The 16,993-nt window shown below is 49.7% G+C and carries 18 protein-coding genes and 1 tRNA gene; 9 read left to right on the top strand and 10 right to left on the bottom strand.

Going from position 1 to position 16,993, the window contains the following annotated elements; all coding sequences use genetic code 11:
- The first annotated feature begins 2 nt into the window (after window positions 1-2).
- Window positions 3-548: a dihydrofolate reductase family protein gene (locus BW972_RS17325; RefSeq protein WP_076423053.1), complete on the top strand. Its 546-nt coding sequence runs from the start codon at window positions 3-5 to the stop codon at window positions 546-548.
- Window positions 549-683: 135 nt separating this feature from the next.
- Window positions 684-1,601 (top strand): pseudouridine-5'-phosphate glycosidase, encoded by a 918-nt coding sequence (locus BW972_RS17320; protein WP_076423052.1) that lies wholly within the window; start codon window positions 684-686, stop codon window positions 1,599-1,601.
- A 16-nt stretch (window positions 1,602-1,617) separates the two neighbouring features.
- Here BW972_RS17320 and BW972_RS17315 read toward each other — a convergent pair whose 3' ends face one another.
- The gene (locus tag BW972_RS17315; protein WP_076423051.1) at window positions 1,618-2,676 is read right to left on the bottom strand and encodes an acyltransferase family protein; all 1,059 of its coding nucleotides are present in this window, start codon (window positions 2,674-2,676) and stop codon (window positions 1,618-1,620) included.
- Window positions 2,677-3,066: 390 nt separating this feature from the next.
- On the opposite strand from BW972_RS17315, the gene BW972_RS17310 reads away from it, so the two are divergent.
- The 3 genes from BW972_RS17310 (at window position 3,067) to cphA (ending at window position 6,505) form a co-directional block, all read left to right on the top strand.
- On the top strand, window positions 3,067-3,429 hold the full coding sequence (locus BW972_RS17310; protein WP_076423050.1) for a hypothetical protein: 363 nt from the start codon (window positions 3,067-3,069) through the stop codon (window positions 3,427-3,429).
- 125 nt (window positions 3,430-3,554) lie between these two features.
- Window positions 3,555-3,625: transfer RNA gene (locus tag BW972_RS17305), tRNA-Cys, on the top strand.
- A gap of 249 nt (window positions 3,626-3,874) precedes the next feature.
- Window positions 3,875-6,505: a cyanophycin synthetase gene (gene cphA / locus BW972_RS17300; RefSeq protein WP_076423049.1), complete on the top strand. Its 2,631-nt coding sequence runs from the start codon at window positions 3,875-3,877 to the stop codon at window positions 6,503-6,505.
- A gap of 169 nt (window positions 6,506-6,674) precedes the next feature.
- On the opposite strand, the gene BW972_RS17295 is transcribed toward cphA, so the two are convergent.
- A complete protein-coding gene (locus BW972_RS17295; RefSeq protein ID WP_007654735.1) occupies window positions 6,675-7,655 on the bottom strand; it encodes a hypothetical protein in 981 nt (326 codons plus the stop codon).
- A 76-nt stretch (window positions 7,656-7,731) separates the two neighbouring features.
- Between BW972_RS17295 and BW972_RS17290 the strand changes: the two genes are divergently transcribed.
- The 3 genes from BW972_RS17290 to BW972_RS17280 all read left to right on the top strand — a co-directional run bounded on the left by BW972_RS17290 (window position 7,732) and on the right by BW972_RS17280 (window position 10,247).
- Window positions 7,732-8,325: a methyltransferase domain-containing protein gene (locus BW972_RS17290; protein WP_076423048.1), complete on the top strand. Its 594-nt coding sequence runs from the start codon at window positions 7,732-7,734 to the stop codon at window positions 8,323-8,325.
- Window positions 8,326-8,587: 262 nt separating this feature from the next.
- Entirely contained in the window at window positions 8,588-9,397 is an 810-nt protein-coding gene (kdsA, locus tag BW972_RS17285) for a 3-deoxy-8-phosphooctulonate synthase (RefSeq protein WP_076423047.1), read from the top strand.
- Window positions 9,398-9,470: 73 nt separating this feature from the next.
- Complete coding sequence (locus BW972_RS17280; RefSeq protein ID WP_076423046.1) at window positions 9,471-10,247, top strand: DUF695 domain-containing protein; 777 nt, start codon at window positions 9,471-9,473, stop codon at window positions 10,245-10,247.
- Here BW972_RS17280 and BW972_RS17275 read toward each other — a convergent pair.
- Together BW972_RS17275 and apaG are read right to left on the bottom strand one after the other, a co-directional pair.
- On the bottom strand, window positions 10,244-11,029 hold the full coding sequence (locus BW972_RS17275; RefSeq protein ID WP_076423045.1) for an O-methyltransferase: 786 nt from the start codon (window positions 11,027-11,029) through the stop codon (window positions 10,244-10,246). The genes BW972_RS17280 and BW972_RS17275 overlap by 4 nt on opposite strands.
- 125 nt (window positions 11,030-11,154) lie before the next feature.
- Entirely contained in the window at window positions 11,155-11,541 is a 387-nt protein-coding gene (apaG, locus tag BW972_RS17270) for a Co2+/Mg2+ efflux protein ApaG (protein ID WP_007654728.1), read from the bottom strand.
- 99 nt (window positions 11,542-11,640) lie between these two features.
- Between apaG and ung the strand changes: the two genes are divergently transcribed.
- Window positions 11,641-12,303 carry a uracil-DNA glycosylase gene (gene ung / locus BW972_RS17265; RefSeq protein ID WP_007654726.1) on the top strand — a complete coding sequence of 221 codons (663 nt, stop codon included), beginning with the start codon at window positions 11,641-11,643 and terminating at the stop codon, window positions 12,301-12,303.
- A gap of 214 nt (window positions 12,304-12,517) precedes the next feature.
- Here the strand turns inward: ung and BW972_RS17260 are convergent, their stop codons facing one another.
- From BW972_RS17260 to BW972_RS17235, 6 genes are all read right to left on the bottom strand, one after another.
- Window positions 12,518-13,291, bottom strand: coding sequence for a LolA-like protein (locus BW972_RS17260; protein ID WP_076423044.1), 774 nt, complete (start codon window positions 13,289-13,291; stop codon window positions 12,518-12,520).
- 37 nt (window positions 13,292-13,328) lie between these two features.
- Window positions 13,329-13,694, bottom strand: coding sequence for a DUF2200 domain-containing protein (locus BW972_RS17255; RefSeq protein WP_007654722.1), 366 nt, complete (start codon window positions 13,692-13,694; stop codon window positions 13,329-13,331).
- A 169-nt stretch (window positions 13,695-13,863) separates the two neighbouring features.
- On the bottom strand, window positions 13,864-14,313 hold the full coding sequence (locus BW972_RS17250) for a hypothetical protein (RefSeq protein WP_076423043.1): 450 nt from the start codon (window positions 14,311-14,313) through the stop codon (window positions 13,864-13,866).
- 207 nt (window positions 14,314-14,520) lie between these two features.
- Complete coding sequence (gene lepB, locus BW972_RS17245; protein WP_007654718.1) at window positions 14,521-15,621, bottom strand: signal peptidase I; 1,101 nt, start codon at window positions 15,619-15,621, stop codon at window positions 14,521-14,523.
- Window positions 15,622-15,639: 18 nt separating this feature from the next.
- The gene (gene dapB / locus BW972_RS17240; protein WP_076423042.1) at window positions 15,640-16,356 is read right to left on the bottom strand and encodes a 4-hydroxy-tetrahydrodipicolinate reductase; all 717 of its coding nucleotides are present in this window, start codon (window positions 16,354-16,356) and stop codon (window positions 15,640-15,642) included.
- Window positions 16,353-16,988, bottom strand: a complete 636-nt coding sequence (locus BW972_RS17235; RefSeq protein WP_083674240.1) for a DUF5683 domain-containing protein — start codon at window positions 16,986-16,988, stop codon at window positions 16,353-16,355. The genes dapB and BW972_RS17235 overlap by 4 nt, the downstream gene beginning before the upstream one ends.
- Window positions 16,989-16,993: the final 5 nt, after the last annotated feature.

Below are 16,993 nucleotides of genomic sequence, written 5' to 3'. Positions count from 1 at the left end.
CCATGAGAAAAGTAATCTTAGATCTGGCCGTAACCCTCGATGGATTCATTGAAGGGCCAAATGGCGAAGTGGATTGGTGCATCCTGGACGATGATATGGACTTCCAGGGCTTTCTTTCAGGTATAGACACCATACTCTATGGTCGGGTAAGCTACGAGATGTGGGGGAACTTTCAACCCGATGCCAGCGCAAGCGAAATAGAGAAAGCTATCTGGGAGGCAGTACACGCTAAAAGGAAGATCGTTTTCTCCAGTCAGGAGCGGCAGGATAGCAAAGCCACTTTTAGCAATTCTGGTATACCTGAGAAGATAGCCGAGTTCAAACAGCAGGAGGGCAAAGACATCTGGCTATATGGCGGAGCAAAACTCATTACAACCTTTGTCCAGCATGGGCTGATTGACATTTACCGGATTTCTGTTCACCCAACGGTATTAGGAGCAGGCAAACCGCTGTTTCAGGATCTGAAGGAAAGACTAAACCTTAACTTAGTACAAGTAAACAGGTTCAAGTCAGGGGTAGTCCAGCTTATCTATGAATACAAAAGCTGAATGATGATTCGGTATGATAGTATAAGTGCCGTGGTGGCAAAAGTGTTGACCGCCTAATCAGATTTAAAATTTAATGTCTTCACCAAGTTGTATAGCCATTACCAATATACTAAGCTACAGAACCAGCATAATATCATGAACGGTTTCATCCAAGTACACCCCGAGGTACAGCAGGCCCTCACCGACGGCAAGCCTGTCGTAGCGCTGGAATCCACCATCATTGCCCACGGCATGCCTTACCCGCACAATGTGCAGACTGCCCTGAAGGTTGAGCAGGTGGTACGGGAAGCAGGCGCTATACCTGCTACCATTGCTATACTAGGCGGCAAATGCTGTGTAGGGCTAACAAAGGAGCAGATTGCGCACCTGGGCAAGGCCGAGGGTGTCTGGAAGGTGAGCCTGGTTGATATGCCTTACGTCATCAGCCAGCAAATCGATGGCGCTACAACGGTCGCTGCCACCATGCGAATTGCCGCTATGGCAGGTATACGGGTGTTCGTTACAGGCGGGGTAGGAGGTGTGCATAGGGGAGCAGAGACCACCATGGATATCTCGGCAGACCTGACTGAAATGGGGCAGACCTCCGTAGCGGTGGTATCAGCGGGTGTGAAGTCGATCCTGGATATTGGGCTGACCCTGGAGTACCTGGATACCAAAGGTATACCGGTTGTTACTTTCGGGCAGAATGAGTTTCCGAGTTTCTACTCCCGCCAAAGCGGTTTTGCCTCTCCACTGCGACTGGACTCTGCCCGGGAAATTGCAGGCCTGTTACGCACCAAATGGGAGTTGGGACTGGATGGAGCTGTACTGATAGCGAATCCCATACCTGAAAAGTTTGAAGTGCCTGCACCTGAAATGGAATGGTATATCACCCAGGCCCTGCACGCCGCCGCACAGCAGCACATTAAGGGCAAGGCCGTCACGCCTTTTCTTTTAAAGTATATCGCAGAGCATAGCCAGGGCGAGAGCCTCGAAGCTAACATCGCGCTGATCAGGCACAATGCCCGTTTGGGAGCAGAAATAGCGGTAGCTTATAGCCAGCCTGGGGTTTAGCTCTGACCTGCTATACCTATTTAGTAGGGGCAGTTTCGGGTTTGGCAAATCCGCTGACGGGTATTTTCTTTTCCTGCGGCAAGGTATGGCCTGACCGTTGCTTGTACCAGGTTTTGAGCCTGCTTACGACCGGCTTTTCAATATAGGCTGTAATCAGCCAGGCCGCCGTAAGTGTGATGGCTAGTGGTGGCACGATCACCAGCAGGCTATCGCCGAACAAGTGTTTCGTTTCGTTGATGATCACATAACCCACAAACTGGTGGATCAGGTAGAGTGCATAGGAGATACTGCCCAGGAAGAGCAGCACCTTGTTCACCAGGAACTCCATTTTACCAATCAACCCTAGGTAAAATACCCCGAAGAAGGAAATAACGACGAGCGTATGCGGCAGACCTTCCGGCAAGTATAGCGCTACAATCACAGCGATACAGAAGAGCAAGTGAGCGAGCACAATGTTCCGTTTTTCGGGCTGCTTCATGAGCAGGTAAAAGAGGATGCCCGCATAGAAGAACACGCCATGGTATAGGTTCAGGATGGCACCGACCGGACCAAAGCTAACGCCATACTTGTGTACCAAGCTCAGCAGCACCCATATCGGACCCACCCACAAAATACGCTTCAGGTTATTGGTCATGAACAGGCCAAGCATCATCAGGTAAAACATCCACTCCGAAAACAGCGACCAGTATACTCCGTCCACGTCTGGTACGCGGGCCAGCTTCTGGAACATGGTCAGGTTGACGAGCATGTCGGTGAAGGTAGTCTCTAAGCCGGGCAGGCTGAATGTCTGTACCACCACGAAAGTTGTGATCATGCTGAACCAGTAGGTCGGGTAAAGTCGGATGCCGCGGTTAAAGAGAAACTCGCTTCCGCTCTTGATCCTGTCGAAACTGAAGAAGATCACAAAGCCTGAGATCATAAAGAAAAGCTCCACCCCAAACAAACCGTAGTCGAAGTCGAAAGCAGGGGAGAAGCTATGGCCGTAAAGGCTGCGGTACACGGAAGTATAGTGGAAAAGGGCCACTGAGAGTGCGGCAATGCCCCTTAAAGCGTCTAAGAATAGAAGTCTGTTCATAACGATAATCAAATGCGGCTCTGAAGGCGTAAGGACAATATCTGGTTCCTTCTGCACCGCTGCCTGGCTGATAAGGCCTGGATTTATAATGTGTTATTGTAAAGGATAAGTGCTATGCGAGCTGCCTTAACAAGTCCGGGTACGGCAGTCGGGCAGCGTGTGTTCCGCACAAAGGCGGAAGCGCATAGAGGTTTTCCTGAATATACCCGGAAAGGAGTGATAAAGTTATGGTACGCGGAGGGAGTTTTTAGACAGGCAGAATTGACCGTATGTCGGAAGGATTTTGGTTTTGCGGCACCTTTTTGGTAGCTTGTCGGTTGTAACAAAAGCGCCCTGGTCTGCCAAAAGGATGGCAGGGGCAGAAGGCCGCACACCTTATAAAATCATTGCATGAAAACTACCGTTAACGTACTGCTGGCTGCTGCCCTGATCGGCTTTAGCGCTTGCTCAGAAGACAATAAAAAAGCTGATACAGCTACAACCCAGCCAACTACTGCGCCAGCTAACACGAACGCTGCAACAGCTACTCCAGCGGGTACTGTAGCCCTGAATCCTGCGCATGGCCAGCCTGGTCACCGCTGTGACATCGAAGTAGGCGCTCCACTTGATCTGCCGGCACAGCCTAAGCTCACAGCACCTCAGCCTGCATTCCAGCCACAAGTGTCTGGTTCAGTTGCTGCCGGTACCAACCCGCCGCACGGTCAGCCAGGTCACGATTGCGCTATACCTGTAGGGGCACCGCTTCCAAAATAGAAATCGCAACAGTAGTATTGAAAAATAAGGGGCTTATTATGAACGCTATATCTATTGGCGTTTAAAAAATATGACCTGATTGTTTGACAAGCATACTTCTCTGCTTATATTTGCACTCCAATCAGGGTAACGTGGCCGAGTGGCTAGGCTCAGCTCTGCAAAAGCTGCTACAGCGGTTCGAATCCGCTCGTTACCTCTTCTTGATCGCCCGGTCGGTATACCTGACCGGGCGTTTTTTTTTCTTAGTGTCCAATTTCTCTTAAACACCTTCCTATCCCTAAGTAGCTAATTCCTAATTGCTTCCATTCAAGAGCACTAATTTTTCAAAAGCCGCTATATCCTTTGTCAGCTTATAACGTATTGCAAGCAAGCAATTTTATGGTTGCTGTTTCCTTCAACACCTACAACATATCTGACAGGCAATACAAGCTGCTTACCCATTCCCATGAAGATTACAGACTTGCGCATCATGCGCGGACCAAATTTCTGGTCTGTTGAGCATCCCAAAATTATCGTACTCAAGCTGGACCTGGAAGAACTGGCTGATATCCTTACCCACGAAGTGCCCGGCTTCGCTACCCGACTCAAACGACTGCTCCCCGAAATGTATGCCCACAGGGCTGCAGCGGGCGTGGAAGGTGGTTTCTTTAGATCGGTGGAGGAAGGCACTACCTTCGCTCACGTCGTGCAGCACATCGCGCTGGAACTGCAAACTCAGGCCGGTATGGAGAGCGGCTACGGACGCTGTTACATGGCCCACGAGCAGGGTACGCATTTCGTTATTTTCTCGTACCAGGAGGAACGTGCCGGTGAGTATGCCGCTCATGCTGCCCTCCGCATCACGGAAGCTCTGATAAATGGAGAGAAGTATAAACTCGACGAAGACATCGACCGCCTGCATCAGATCCGGGAAGACGAATATTTCGGACCAAGCACTTACTCTATTGTATCAGAGGCGCAGAGCCGCAATATACCTTACATTCGTCTCAACCGTCACTCGCTCATTCAGCTGGGTTACGGCGTGAACCAGAAGCGCATACAGGCCACCATGACCTGTGGCACTGCCTGCTTTGCCGTGGAGATAGCCGGAGACAAAAACGCCACCAAAGAACTGCTCGACGAAGCGGGTATACCTGTTCCCAATGGCACCACTGTGTATGATCAGGAGGAACTGAAGCGGGCCGTGGACAGACTGGGCTATCCATTAGTGCTAAAGCCGTTGGACGGCAACCACGGCAAAGGCGCTACCATCAACATCACAAACTGGAAAGACGCGCTCAAAGGACTGGCAGCCGCTCAGAAATATTCTGAGGCCGTGCTGGTGGAGCGCTACATTCAGGGCTTTGACTTCCGACTGCTGGTCATTAACAAAAAGTTTGTGGCAGCTGCCAAGCGTACCCCTGCCATGGTCACCGGTGACGGTGTTTCCACGATCAAACAGCTGGTCGACCTGGAGAACAAAGACCCGAGAAGAGGCGTGGGACACGAAAAGGCCCTGACCCGCATCAAAATTGATCAGCACACCAAAAATATTTTAAAGGCCAAAGACCTTACTACTCAGTCGGTTCTGCCCGAAGGGGAGGTGCTATACCTAAAAAGTACCGCTAACATAAGTACTGGAGGCACTGCAACTGACGTTACTGACTTAGTGGATCCTTACAACATCCTGATGGCCGAGCGTATTGCCGGTCTGGTGGGGCTGGATATCTGCGGTATCGACGTGATGACAACCGACATTGCCATTCCGCTTAACGAAGCCGGAGGTGCTGTGCTGGAGGTAAATGCGGCGCCTGGTTTCCGGATGCACATCTCACCAACCTACGGTTTACCGCGTAACGTAGCCGAGCCGGTAATCGACATGCTGTTTCCGCATGGCAAGCCCGCCCGCATCCCGATTGTGGCCGTGACAGGTACCAATGGTAAGACCACGACCACGCGACTGATCGCACACATGGTCAAGAGCAAAGGTTATCAGGTTGGGTATACCACTACTGAGGGCATCTACATACAGGACAAGTTGCTCGAGAAAGGCGATACGACAGGGGCTTACAGTGCACAGTTTGTGCTCAAGGACCCGACCGTGAACTTTGCAGTGCTGGAGTGCGCCCGCGGCGGCTTGCTACGCTCAGGTCTGGGTTTCGATCAGTGCGACATTGGCATTGTGACTAACGTAAGCTCCGACCACCTGGGCCTGCGCGACATCCATACGTTGGAGGACCTGGCCAATGTGAAGTCGGTGATACCGAAGAGCGTGAGCAAAGACGGATATGCCATTCTGAACGCTGATGATGACCTGGTGTATGCGATGGCGGAGGAGCTGAAATGTAAGGTAGCTTTCTTTAGTATGGACGAGAACAACCCGCGCATACTCAAGCACATTGCCAAAGGGGGACTGGCGGCGGTTTTTGAAAACGGGTATATCTCGATCTTTAAAAACAGCTACAAGATCCGGATAGATAGAGTGGCTGATGTGCCGCTGACTTTTGGAGGAAAAGCGAAATTTAACATTGAGAACATACTGGCTGCCGCGTTGGCTGGCTATGTATCGCACTTTGACATAGAAGACATTAAGCGTGCTCTGCGCACCTTTATACCTTCACCGGATAAAACGCCCGGCCGCATGAACCTGTTCCAGTTCCCGAACTTCGAGGTACTGGTGGACTATGCACACAACGTGGGTGGTTTGAAGGCCATCGGCGGCTTTATGGAAGACATGGACGTGTCGCGCAAGGTTGGCATCATTGCTGGCGTTGGCGACCGCAGGACAGAAGATTTCTACGAAATAGGTCGCGTAGCAGGCGAAGTCTTTGACGAGATCATCATACGCCTCGACAACGACCTGCGCGGGAAGACGCCTGAGGAAATCACTTTGCCGATGATGCAAGGTATAGAAGACGTAGCGCCACATAAGCAAGTGAAGGTGATACCGGAAGAAATGCGTGCCATCGCCTATGCGCTGGAAAATGCCGAGCCGGACTCCTTTGTAGCGATCTTCACGGAAGACGTGCACGAATCGGTGAAGATGGTGGAGAGCTTTAAAGTAATACAGCACCGCAGCAGCATGCTGGTGGAGTAAGAATTTTCTTGTTGATTAAATTCTAACGCCTGCGTTAGAGAATTTCATGTGAACGATGGACTAAAACCCTTTCCTCAGGATAGGGTTTTTTTTATGGCTATACCTGAGGTATGGATACAAAAAAGCCCCGACCTAATGGACGGGGCTTTCAGACTCTAGGGTTTAAGTATTATTTCAGCACAAAGTTGGTTGATCCGATCAGGAAACCATCGGCATAAAGCTCAATGGTATGCTGGCCTTTTTTGTACTCTGCGTTTTTATTGTACACAAAGCTTACCTGCTGCTGCGTGTTATCAAACACAATGTCGCGCTTAGCGGTGTAGTACATGTCTTCGCCGTCAATCTCAAACGAACCTGAACCCGTAGAAAGATTGTACAGGGCGGCGCCATCCGGCTCGATCAGACGCATGTAAATCGTCTTCGGCTCACGTGGTGCTACATCGTTCTTGCCCAGGTTAAACGTTACGCGGATCTTTTCCACGTTTCTCATTCTGAATTCATTGTTCTTGTCATCCAGCTCTTTGCCGCGCTTATTTACCGCAAAAACATTCATACGCTGTGCTTCGAGTCTCGAGGCCACTTTTACCTTCTCTACCAGCGTTTCGTTGGTGGTCTTCATGGTGGTGAGACTGTCGCTCAGGCGGTTCTGAGTGGTTTTAAGTGAGGTATTCTCTGTGAAGAGCACTTCATTATCCTGTTTAAGCGTAGCGATTTCCTGGTCTTTCTGTTTCAGTTGCTGCTCAAACGCCTGCGCACGGTCGCGGAAGCGGCGCTGGTCAGCCAGGCTGTAGCTGCTCTTACGGAAGCTTCGCAGCTCGTTCAGGTCAGACGAAATAGACGCGATTTGTGCCTCCAGCGAGTCGTTTTCGAGACCCATCGCCTGCAATTCCTGGCTCTGGCGCTCAAAATCAGCCTTTAGGGCTTCGTAAACTTTTATCTGGTTCTCCAGTTCTTTATCTTTCACACGGATCACCTCGGCCTGCTCCTCGTTTTTCTCTTTTTTCTGATAATTCATGTAAAGCAGGATGCCGTTGATGCTGATCAGGATGACAAGGAGGCCACTAATCAGGAGTTTGCGGTTGCTTCTTTTTTCAGAAGGGTTCATGGGCTGATGTTCTTTTTGGGTGTCTTTTTTTTCCAGCGTACTCATATTTTAAGCTTTTGCTGCCTGGAATGGTGCGTATGCAAGTTTCAAATTTAAGACTTTTGAGCTATTATCATACAAGATGAAACAAGAATTTAATGCCGACTACTGGCAAAACCGCTACCAACTGGGCCAGACGGGTTGGGATGTTGGGGCTATAACGCCTCCACTCCGTGATTATTTCAATCAGATGCCTAACACAGGTCAGCGCATACTGGTTCCGGGTTGTGGCAACGCATACGAAGCGGAATATTTATTCCGTAATGGTTTCACACATACCTACATAGCTGATGTTGCCGAGGCGCCACTGCAGCGATTTTCCGAACGGGTGCCGGACTTCCCCGAAAATCAATTGCTGCTCCAGGACTTTTTCGAACTCGGGGGCACATATGACCTGATCGTAGAGCAGACCTTTTTCTGTGCCATCGACCCGCAACTTCGTGCAGACTATGCACGCAAATGTGCCGAGTTGCTCGCGCCGGCAGGGAAGTTAGTTGGCCTGCTCTTTGACACCACTTTTGAGCACAATGGGCCGCCCTTCGGCGGCAGTCGCGAAGAGTACCGCACTTATTTCAAGCCCTACTTCGAGTTTCTTCACTTCGAAACCGCCTACAATTCCATCCCGCCAAGGCAGGGGAGGGAGCTGTTTATAGAGTTGAGGAAGCTGGGAATGTAGAAGTTTGGGGGGTGAGGAGTTGGAGAGTTTGAAAGTTAATGTAGCGACGTTACGCTTTATAGTCTTTCCAGCATGGTCCAATCTGAGCTATCTGTCGGACTTACAAGTTCGGAAAAGCGCTCAGATAGGGGACGGGATGGGTTAATCATGTATCCGGCAACCATCAATCGCTCATCCACCCAATCACTAATGTATTCATTTCTTTATTCCCCCGCATCTGACTAAATTTGCAGACCGAAAGGTATAAACCAAGCAATTGACTATGTTCGAAGTACCAAAATTAAAACATACCGACTCTGGCAACTTCTTTTTGATGGCTGGCCCATGCGCTATTGAAGGCGAGGAAATGGCCCTGCAGATAGCCGAGCGACTTGTAACCATTACTGACAAGTTGGAGATTCCGTTGATCTTCAAAGGGTCTTATCGCAAAGCCAACCGCTCCCGCCTTGACTCCTTTACAGGTATAGGGGACGAGAAAGCGCTGCGCATCCTGCAGAAGGTGAGCCAGACCTTTGATATACCTACTGTAACGGATATTCACGAGAGCGACGAGGCGGCAATGGCGGCTGAGTATGTGGATGTGCTCCAGATCCCGGCTTTCCTGTGCCGCCAAACCGACCTGCTGGTAGCAGCTGCTAAAACAGGTAAGGTAGTGAACATCAAAAAAGGACAGTTCCTGTCAGGCGAGGCCATGCGCTTTGCCGTGGACAAGGTGCGCGAGTCTGGAAACGATAAAGTGATCCTGACCGACCGAGGCAACAGCTTTGGTTACTCAGATATGGTAGTGGACTTCCGCAACCTGCCCGAAATGCAGACGAATGGTGTACCAGTGGTGATGGACGTGACCCACTCGCTGCAGCAGCCTAACCAAAGCTCCGGCGTGACAGGCGGCAAACCAGCCCTGATCGAGACGATTGCCAAAGCAGCTATTGCGGTGGGAGCCGATGGCCTGTTCATCGAAACGCACCCGCAGCCATCGATAGCGAAATCGGACGGCGCCAACATGCTGCCACTTGACCAGCTCGAAGACCTGCTCCAGAAGTTAGTGCGTATTCGCCAGGCTATTCGCTAAGCAGCCTTTAAACGTATCAAAGGAGAGCATTGACTGTGGTTGATGCTCTCCTTATTTCTTTCAGATTATACCTATGACTGTACCTGCCCATACCCCCGAGTGGGAAGTTTATTTCTGCGATATCAACGACCGCCCTGCCTGCGTGAGCGTCGATCTGGCTTTTGAAAGCCTGGCCCCTATACCTGAGCAGCACCGCGCTTTTGAACTTGTTGTGGCGCTGCAGCAGCCCGATGCCGATGGTTTTCCGGCTGACGAAGCTGAGTGGGAGCAGCTTGAGGCGATAGAAGAAGCACTGGTGGAGGAGCTTCAAAACTCACTTCAGGCGGCCTTTGTAGGCAAGCTGCTGCACGACGGCAAACGCAGCTTCTATTTCTACAGCGGGCAGGAAGCTTTGCCGGAGGCGATTGCCACTAACGTGATGCAACAATTCCCCGCCTATACCTTCGCTTCAAACAACCTGCTGGATGCTGACTGGGGCTTATACCTGGACTTCCTGTTTCCGGAGCCGGCCGATATGCAAAGCATCAAAAACAGCCGCATTCTGCGCATGATGGAAGAGCAGGGAGATGAACATCACATTCCCCGCTCAGTGTTGCATTTTGTAAGCTTTGCAACGGAAGCTGATCGTACAGCCTTCAGAAGTGAGTCAGGAAAAGTTGGCTATACCCTGGTGCAGGAGGGAAAGAACCAAAACGAATCGGAGGTACCTTATAGCATCGTCATTGCGAAGGTACAGCCTGTTACCGAGGAAGATATCCATACCACTACCTTAGGGCTATGGCAACTGGCGGAGGAGTTTAATGGCGTGTATGGCGGCTGGCAGGCGCAAGTGGTAAAGGAAAATGATTAATACTGCAGCGTAAAATGCTCCTTCGGCTGGGTCTTGCGAAAAAACACTAAGCCGATGTAGAACAGGTCAATCGTTTGGCATACCTCCGGATGTTGTTTGATCTCCTGCCAGGCACGCTTCATCTCTGCTGACCAATACAGGTCATCCACTACAAACACACTATACTCGTGATGCTTGCTCAGGCAGGCTTTGAAATAACGCATGGTGGGTTCGTAGCGGTGATTCCCGTCGAAGAACACAAAATCCAGCTGCTTCACTTCCTGCAGTTGCTTTGGCAACGTGTCATCCAGGTTGCCAATAACCTGCTGCACATGCTGCAGGCCTAGTTTCTTAAAATTTACTTTTGCCTCTGCTGCTATCGACGGGCATCCTTCAAAGGTATAGACGCTGGCCTGTTTGTTTCCCATCGCCAGGTATGAGGTCGTGAGGCCGAGGGAAGTGCCCAGGTCGAAAATGGTACCAGGCCTGAAATGTGCTGCCAACCGGAAAAGCAGTTGGGCATATTTGGCTGGTTTGGCTGAGGTACGGGTAATGTAGCTGATCTTTCGGACTTTCTTCAGTCCGGCCTTGGGACCCGCTCCAAAATCGGTAACAGGTATAGTCCGATCCTCAAACAGCAGCGAAGCACGCAAATCTTCAACCAGCGGATAGGCATAGTAGTCTCCATCGTGCCGGATCACGCGGTGGTACAGATCGAATACGAAAGGGGAGTGGACTCCGTGCAGCTTAAAAGCCCTGAGGCGGTAAAGCAGGTAATTTGCCGCAAGGTGGAAGGGGAGCAATGGATGAAATATTAAATTGGTGGTCGTTAAATTGTTGTTTCACTATCTGGACAACCTTTTAGTGATAATCACAGATAGTTTGAAACTACAAATTTAAAGGTATAGCCGAATTAACAAGGATACAATTAATTCAACTTATACGGCACGATGAGTGAGAACTCAGGTATAGTCACATGGAACTGCTTGCCGTCGACCATACGCTCCATCAGGTAAGTGCCGCGCATTTTGCCCATACCTGTCTTGAGGTTGCAGCCTGACACGTACTCGTGCGACTCACCTGGCTCCAGCACAGGTTGTTGTCCTACCACACCTTCGCCTTCCACTTCGCGCATGGTGCCAGTGGCGTCGTGTATGTACCAGTGGCGACGTAAAAGCTTGACTGTGAACTCACTGTTATTCTCTATACTGATCTTGTAAGCAAATACGAAGTGCTGCTGTACCGGACTGGAGTAATCGGGCAGGTAGTTGGTCGTAACCGTTACTTTTACTCCTTCTGTAGTTTTTGTATCCATGTTACAGAGTTTTTTGTATAATTAGAATCTGTTTCAGGTATAGCCTTCCGGGCCCCTGATACCTGTTACCAAGCAAACCCGATACCCCTACTGACTCTCATGAACGTAAAGATAGAAGAAAGCTGGCAAAATATCTTGCAAGAAGAATTTGAAAAGCCCTATTTCAAAGACCTCGTGTCTTTTGTTAAAGACGAGTACACCTCTCAAAAAGTTTACCCACCCGGTAACCAGATTTTCAATGCTTTCGAGCGATGTCCCTTCGATCAGGTAAAGGTAGTTATTTTAGGGCAGGACCCCTATCATGGTCCTAATCAGGCGAATGGATTGGCTTTTTCGGTGAAAGATGGTATTCGCATTCCACCCTCGCTAATCAATATCTTCAAAGAGATCAGAAGCGATCTTGGCAAAGATCTGCCAGCCACCGGAAACCTGGAGCGCTGGGCAGAGCAGGGCGTTTTATTACTAAACGCCACTCTTACAGTGCGTGCCGGCGATGCAGGGTCTCACCAGAAAAAAGGTTGGGAAGAGTTTACCGATGCCGTTGTTCGCAAAGTAAATGACCTGAAAACTGGGGTGGTCTTTATGCTCTGGGGAGCCTATGCACAGAAAAAGGGCGCTTTTATTGACGAGAGCAAGCACCTGGTGCTCAAAGCGGCCCATCCGTCACCCTTCGCCGCCGACCGCGGCTTCTTCGGCACCCGCCACTTCAGCAAAGCCAACGAGTATCTGAAGCAGCAGGGCAAAGAGCCGATAGATTGGTAGTTGTCATTAATTCCCAGTGCGCTTCATTAAGACATCTAACCACACATTGTCATCTCGACGATAGGAGAGATCTGGGTGGACTTCAGTGCTCATACACCAGATTTCTCCCTAGGGTCGAAATGACATTAAAGTATAAATAAAATAGGGGCCTAAAGCCCCTATTTACTTGATTACGAACGAGGAAGTCCCATATCTTCGACTCGCGCTATATAATCTATTGCTTCCAATTCGCAGTCGTGAACTGCGCCGGGTCAAACCAGCTGGGATCTACTTTTTCAGGGAAAGAGATGTTGAAGTACTCTTCCCGCAGAAACAGCTGACCGTTATTTTTGAAGACAATCTCTGTCGCGACCATATTTCCCTCTATCTCCTGGTAGTTGTTCATCTCTACATCGCGTGCTACGCCTTTGCTGTTGGTTAATACGCGCACTACATAAAGGTTTTCTTTGTCAACCCAGAACTGATTGCGGCTCTGGTCATTCGGATCGGTGGTGCCCACCACGTAAGCATCGCGTCCCTGCCAGGTGGCTTCTGTAAACTGACTCAGGTCGAAGTTCAGCTCCTGCGCCTTGCTGATGGTAGTGGTAGGGTCATAAAAGTATACATCGAAGCTGAGCAGCACCAGGGGGTGAATCGAGTATTGCTTGTTCACCTGCTTTCCCTCTTTAAAGGTATAGACCGTGTCCTGGTTGTAGACCACACCATTGCCAGTCTCAAAGCCATCGAAGCGGATGTGCAGGTTAGCCGGATAGCTGTAGATCTCCTGCCAGATCTCTTCACGACTCACCTGATCGTCTTTATAGAAAATCGCCCGCTGGTCGAAGGCAAAATTTGGATACCACTTGTTTTCCCAATGGCGGTACATGGTCTCGATCACTTGCTGACCGGTTTGGGGCTTGGTGGCGGTGGTTGTCATCTTTTGGGTACAGGCTATGGTGAGGAAGGGTAGGAGTAGGTAAAGGATGCGGGGTAGTTGGTTTTTTTTCACGGTTTTATTTATGGTTAAGTTATTTGGTATTTGCTTTTCAGACTGTTCGCAGAATTTTCTCCATCTTCTTCCCTTTAGCCAATTCGTCCACCAACTTGTCCAGATACCGCACCTGCCTGGTAACAGGATTTTCAATTTCTTCGATGCGATAGCCACAGATCGTGCCTGTTATAAACTGTGCATTAGGGTTCAAATTTGCCCTCTCAAAGAAATCGGCAAAAGTTGCTTTCTCGTTTATTAAGGACTGCAGTTGCGCTTCATCAAAACCCGTAAGCCACGCAATGACCTGGTGCAGCTCTTCTTTTGTTCTGCCCTTCTTTTCTACCTTGGCGAGGTAGTGCGGGTATACCGACGCAAAGGTCATGCTGGCCATGCGTGCGTCGTGTGCGGGGGTGGTGTTCATTTTGTGTCTTGTTACTGCTTATTGAACTGCTTAACTCTGGATTTAAATTGTGAGCTTGATAGGGGATTAACGTGCTCGTATAAACAACATTCTAGGCCGTCGGCCGTGGTGTGATGTTAGCTTTCAGTTATTTTTCAGGTTGTGCTAAAGTAAGCCACTTAATTCTATCTTATGCACTTGAAGGCTTTTCACTTATCCACCATCTTTCTATCTGTCCATTTTGAGTGTCCCATTCATATTTCCTGACCTGGAATTCGCCCATAGAGGTTTGAGTAAAAGAGTCTGGTTCTGGAAAAATTAAGAGTCTTGTCAATAAGAATAATATAGGAATAAGGGACAAGCAAGCTGTTAGGATCCGTTTCTGCTTAGTCGTAAACATTGGCAAGAACAAAAGAACCAGTGGCAAGATTGTCCCACTGACTATCAGAACCGTGGAAACAATATTTATAACCTCTATCTGACTATCGCTGATTTGTGAGAATTCAGGCCTATCAGTTAATACAGAATAGAATATTCCTCTTGTTATTCCACCGTATATGGTTGTAATCCCAAGAAAAATCAGATTTATAACTACAAGAATAATTAAGAAAATGTCTAATAAAACCTTTGTTACTTTCATATTATAATTGAAGCTAACTAGTGTATAGCAGGAGTACCTGCTCCTACTATCTGCATTATCTGTGGTGGTATATCTTCTTAGTAGCAAATCTCCACTGTTCTATACCAAATATACAATATTTCATTTACCAAATATCATCGTCTCAAAAACAAAAAACCGCCAGCTCTTTTCAGAACTGACGGTTTCATTTTTATATCGGTTTATACCTTATTTAATCGTCTTAAACAGTCGACTCCATCTGATCTTGTCCAGGAAGCCGCCGTAAGGGTCGGTGGACATCCAGATCATCACGGCCTTACCCACAATGTGGTCGGCGGGTACGAAGCCCCAGTAACGTGAGTCGAGGGAGTTGTGGCGGTTGTCACCCATCATGAAGTAGTAGTCCTGCTTAAAGGTATAAGTCGTGGCTTCTGCTCCGTCCAGGTATAGCTTACCGTCACGTACCTCAGCGTTTTCGTTACGCTCGTAGCCAAGGATCACCTTCTCGTAAAAAGGCAGCGTTTCCGGCGTAATGGCTACGGTTGCACCTTCTTTCGGGATGTAGAGCGGACCGAAATTGTCTTTGTTCCATTCGTACTTGCTTGGCACATGGGGGAATACCTCTGCGTCGCCTTTACCTGCTTCGTCCATTAGGAGCGTTGCCTCTTTGATGAAATCAAGCTGGGCGAGGGCCTTGGCTTTCTCAGGAGAAGTATCCACAATATAGCCACCCTGCCACTGGATCACATCGGTGATGTCACGCTCCAGGAAGAACTTCTCTGCCAGGCGCTGTTCTGTAGAAAGGAAGTACTTATACTGCATTTTGTCCGGGTTCTCCGCCATCTGCCCGTTGATGTAAACCTGCATGTCGCGGATCTCGATGGAGTCGCCGGCAATACCGATGCAACGCTTGATGTAGTTGGTGCGCAGGTCAGCCGGGTGATGCTCCTCCGGTGGGTAGTTGAATACCACCACATCGTTGCGCTGTACCTCTGAGAAGCCAGGCAAACGGTATGACTTCAGCTGGATGGCGTCGGAGTAGGAGGGGATGTTCGTTCCCCAGATGGTCTGGTGCGTGAGCGGCACCTGCAGCGGTGTGATCGGGGTGCGCGGACCGTAGTGCAGTTTGCTCACAAAAAGGAAGTCGCCTACCAGCAGCGACTTCTCCATAGAAGGAGTCGGGATGGTATAGGCCTCAAAAGTAGCCCAGCGGATCAAACTGGCCGCGATAACGGCAAACAGAATGGCATCGCCCCACTCACGCGCAAAGCTCTTTTTCTTTTTAGGCGCCTTGTTAGCGGGCTTCTTTTCCCAAAACTTTACTTTCATCTATAAAGCGTTTTGTTTCTACAGGTTGAGCATGTCTTTCATGCCGTACACTCCCTGGCGGTCTTTGAGCCACTCAGCTGCCATCAGGGCACCTTCGGCAAAACCGGCACGGCTATGGGCAATGTGGCCCAGTTCTATTTTGTCTACTTCCGATTCGTAGGTCACGATGTGGGTACCTACCACATCCGGCTCACGCTCCGAAACAATATTCAGTTTAGACTTATCCGAATCGTTATCAGCTGCCCAGCCTTGCAAGTCAGGGAAGCTGGCCAGTATACCTTCGGCGGTGGTTATACCTGTGCCGCTCGGCTTGTCGACCTTCTGGAGGTGGTGGATCTCACGAATCGACACCTGGTACTCCTTATAGGCCTGCATTTTACTGGCAATATATTCGTTAAAATGGAAAAACAAATTAACGCCCACGCTATAATTCGAAGCGTAGAAGAAAGCGCCCTTGTTTTCCTGGCACAAAGCTACAGCTTCGCTATACCTGTCCAGCCAGCCTGTAGAGCCCGAAACCACCGGTATACCTTGCTTTAAGCAGTAAGAAATATTGCCAAAGGCGGCTTCCGGATGGGTAAACTCAATGGCTACGTCCGTGTTCTCAGGGGTATAGCTGTTCAGTGTTTCGGCATTGGTATGGTCAATGGTACCAGCTATCTGGTGACCTTTGGCAAGGGCCATCTGCTCAATGGTTTTCCCCATTTTGCCATAGCCTATCAATAGGATTCTCATTTAGTTCGGGTGTATAAAGTAAGGGTAAGACCAGGCGTAACACCGTTGGTGGCAGGTGTGCGGAAAACGTCGGGCTGCACGCGCAGGCTCAGGTTATCGCTCACGTCAAACTCGCGCAGGTGACCGTGCACGTAGGCTTCCGCTATTTGCATGCCGTAAGCCAGTACTGATAAGATGATGGTCAGGTCGCGGTTACGTCGGTAAAAATCGCGGCTCACACGCAGGTTCTGGGTTCCGTTTTGCACTGCATCACCATAAACAGGGTCATAGAAGTAGGCGTCGTATACCTGAAAAAATTGGTTACTACGCCCTGTGCGCATATTTAATGCCGTCCGGAAGTCCTGGTACTTATTGTTGTTGTCGATAATAAAATAGCCCAGCACCCCGCCTGTAGCGTAAATGATGGGCACCTTCCACCAGGCGCCGTTGTATACCTGGCCTGCTCCGGGTATAACGGCCGAGAAAAGAGCTGCGCGTCCAGGACGGCCCAGGTTTTTGAAGCCGCTCAGGAAAAACTGCTTTTGCTGGGCGGTGTCAGCTTCGGAAGTTAGCACCAAAACCGAGTCTGGTCCGGATGTGACAACTTGCGCCCTGGCCGGCGATGGCAGCAGCTGCGAAAAGAGTAATGCCACAAATA

It is taken from the genome of Pontibacter lucknowensis, assembly GCF_900156415.1.
In the GTDB taxonomy this organism is placed as follows: domain Bacteria; phylum Bacteroidota; class Bacteroidia; order Cytophagales; family Hymenobacteraceae; genus Pontibacter; species Pontibacter lucknowensis.
The sequence above is the reverse complement of the archived record's forward strand: the minus strand, read 5'-3'. Positions and strand labels throughout refer to the sequence as shown.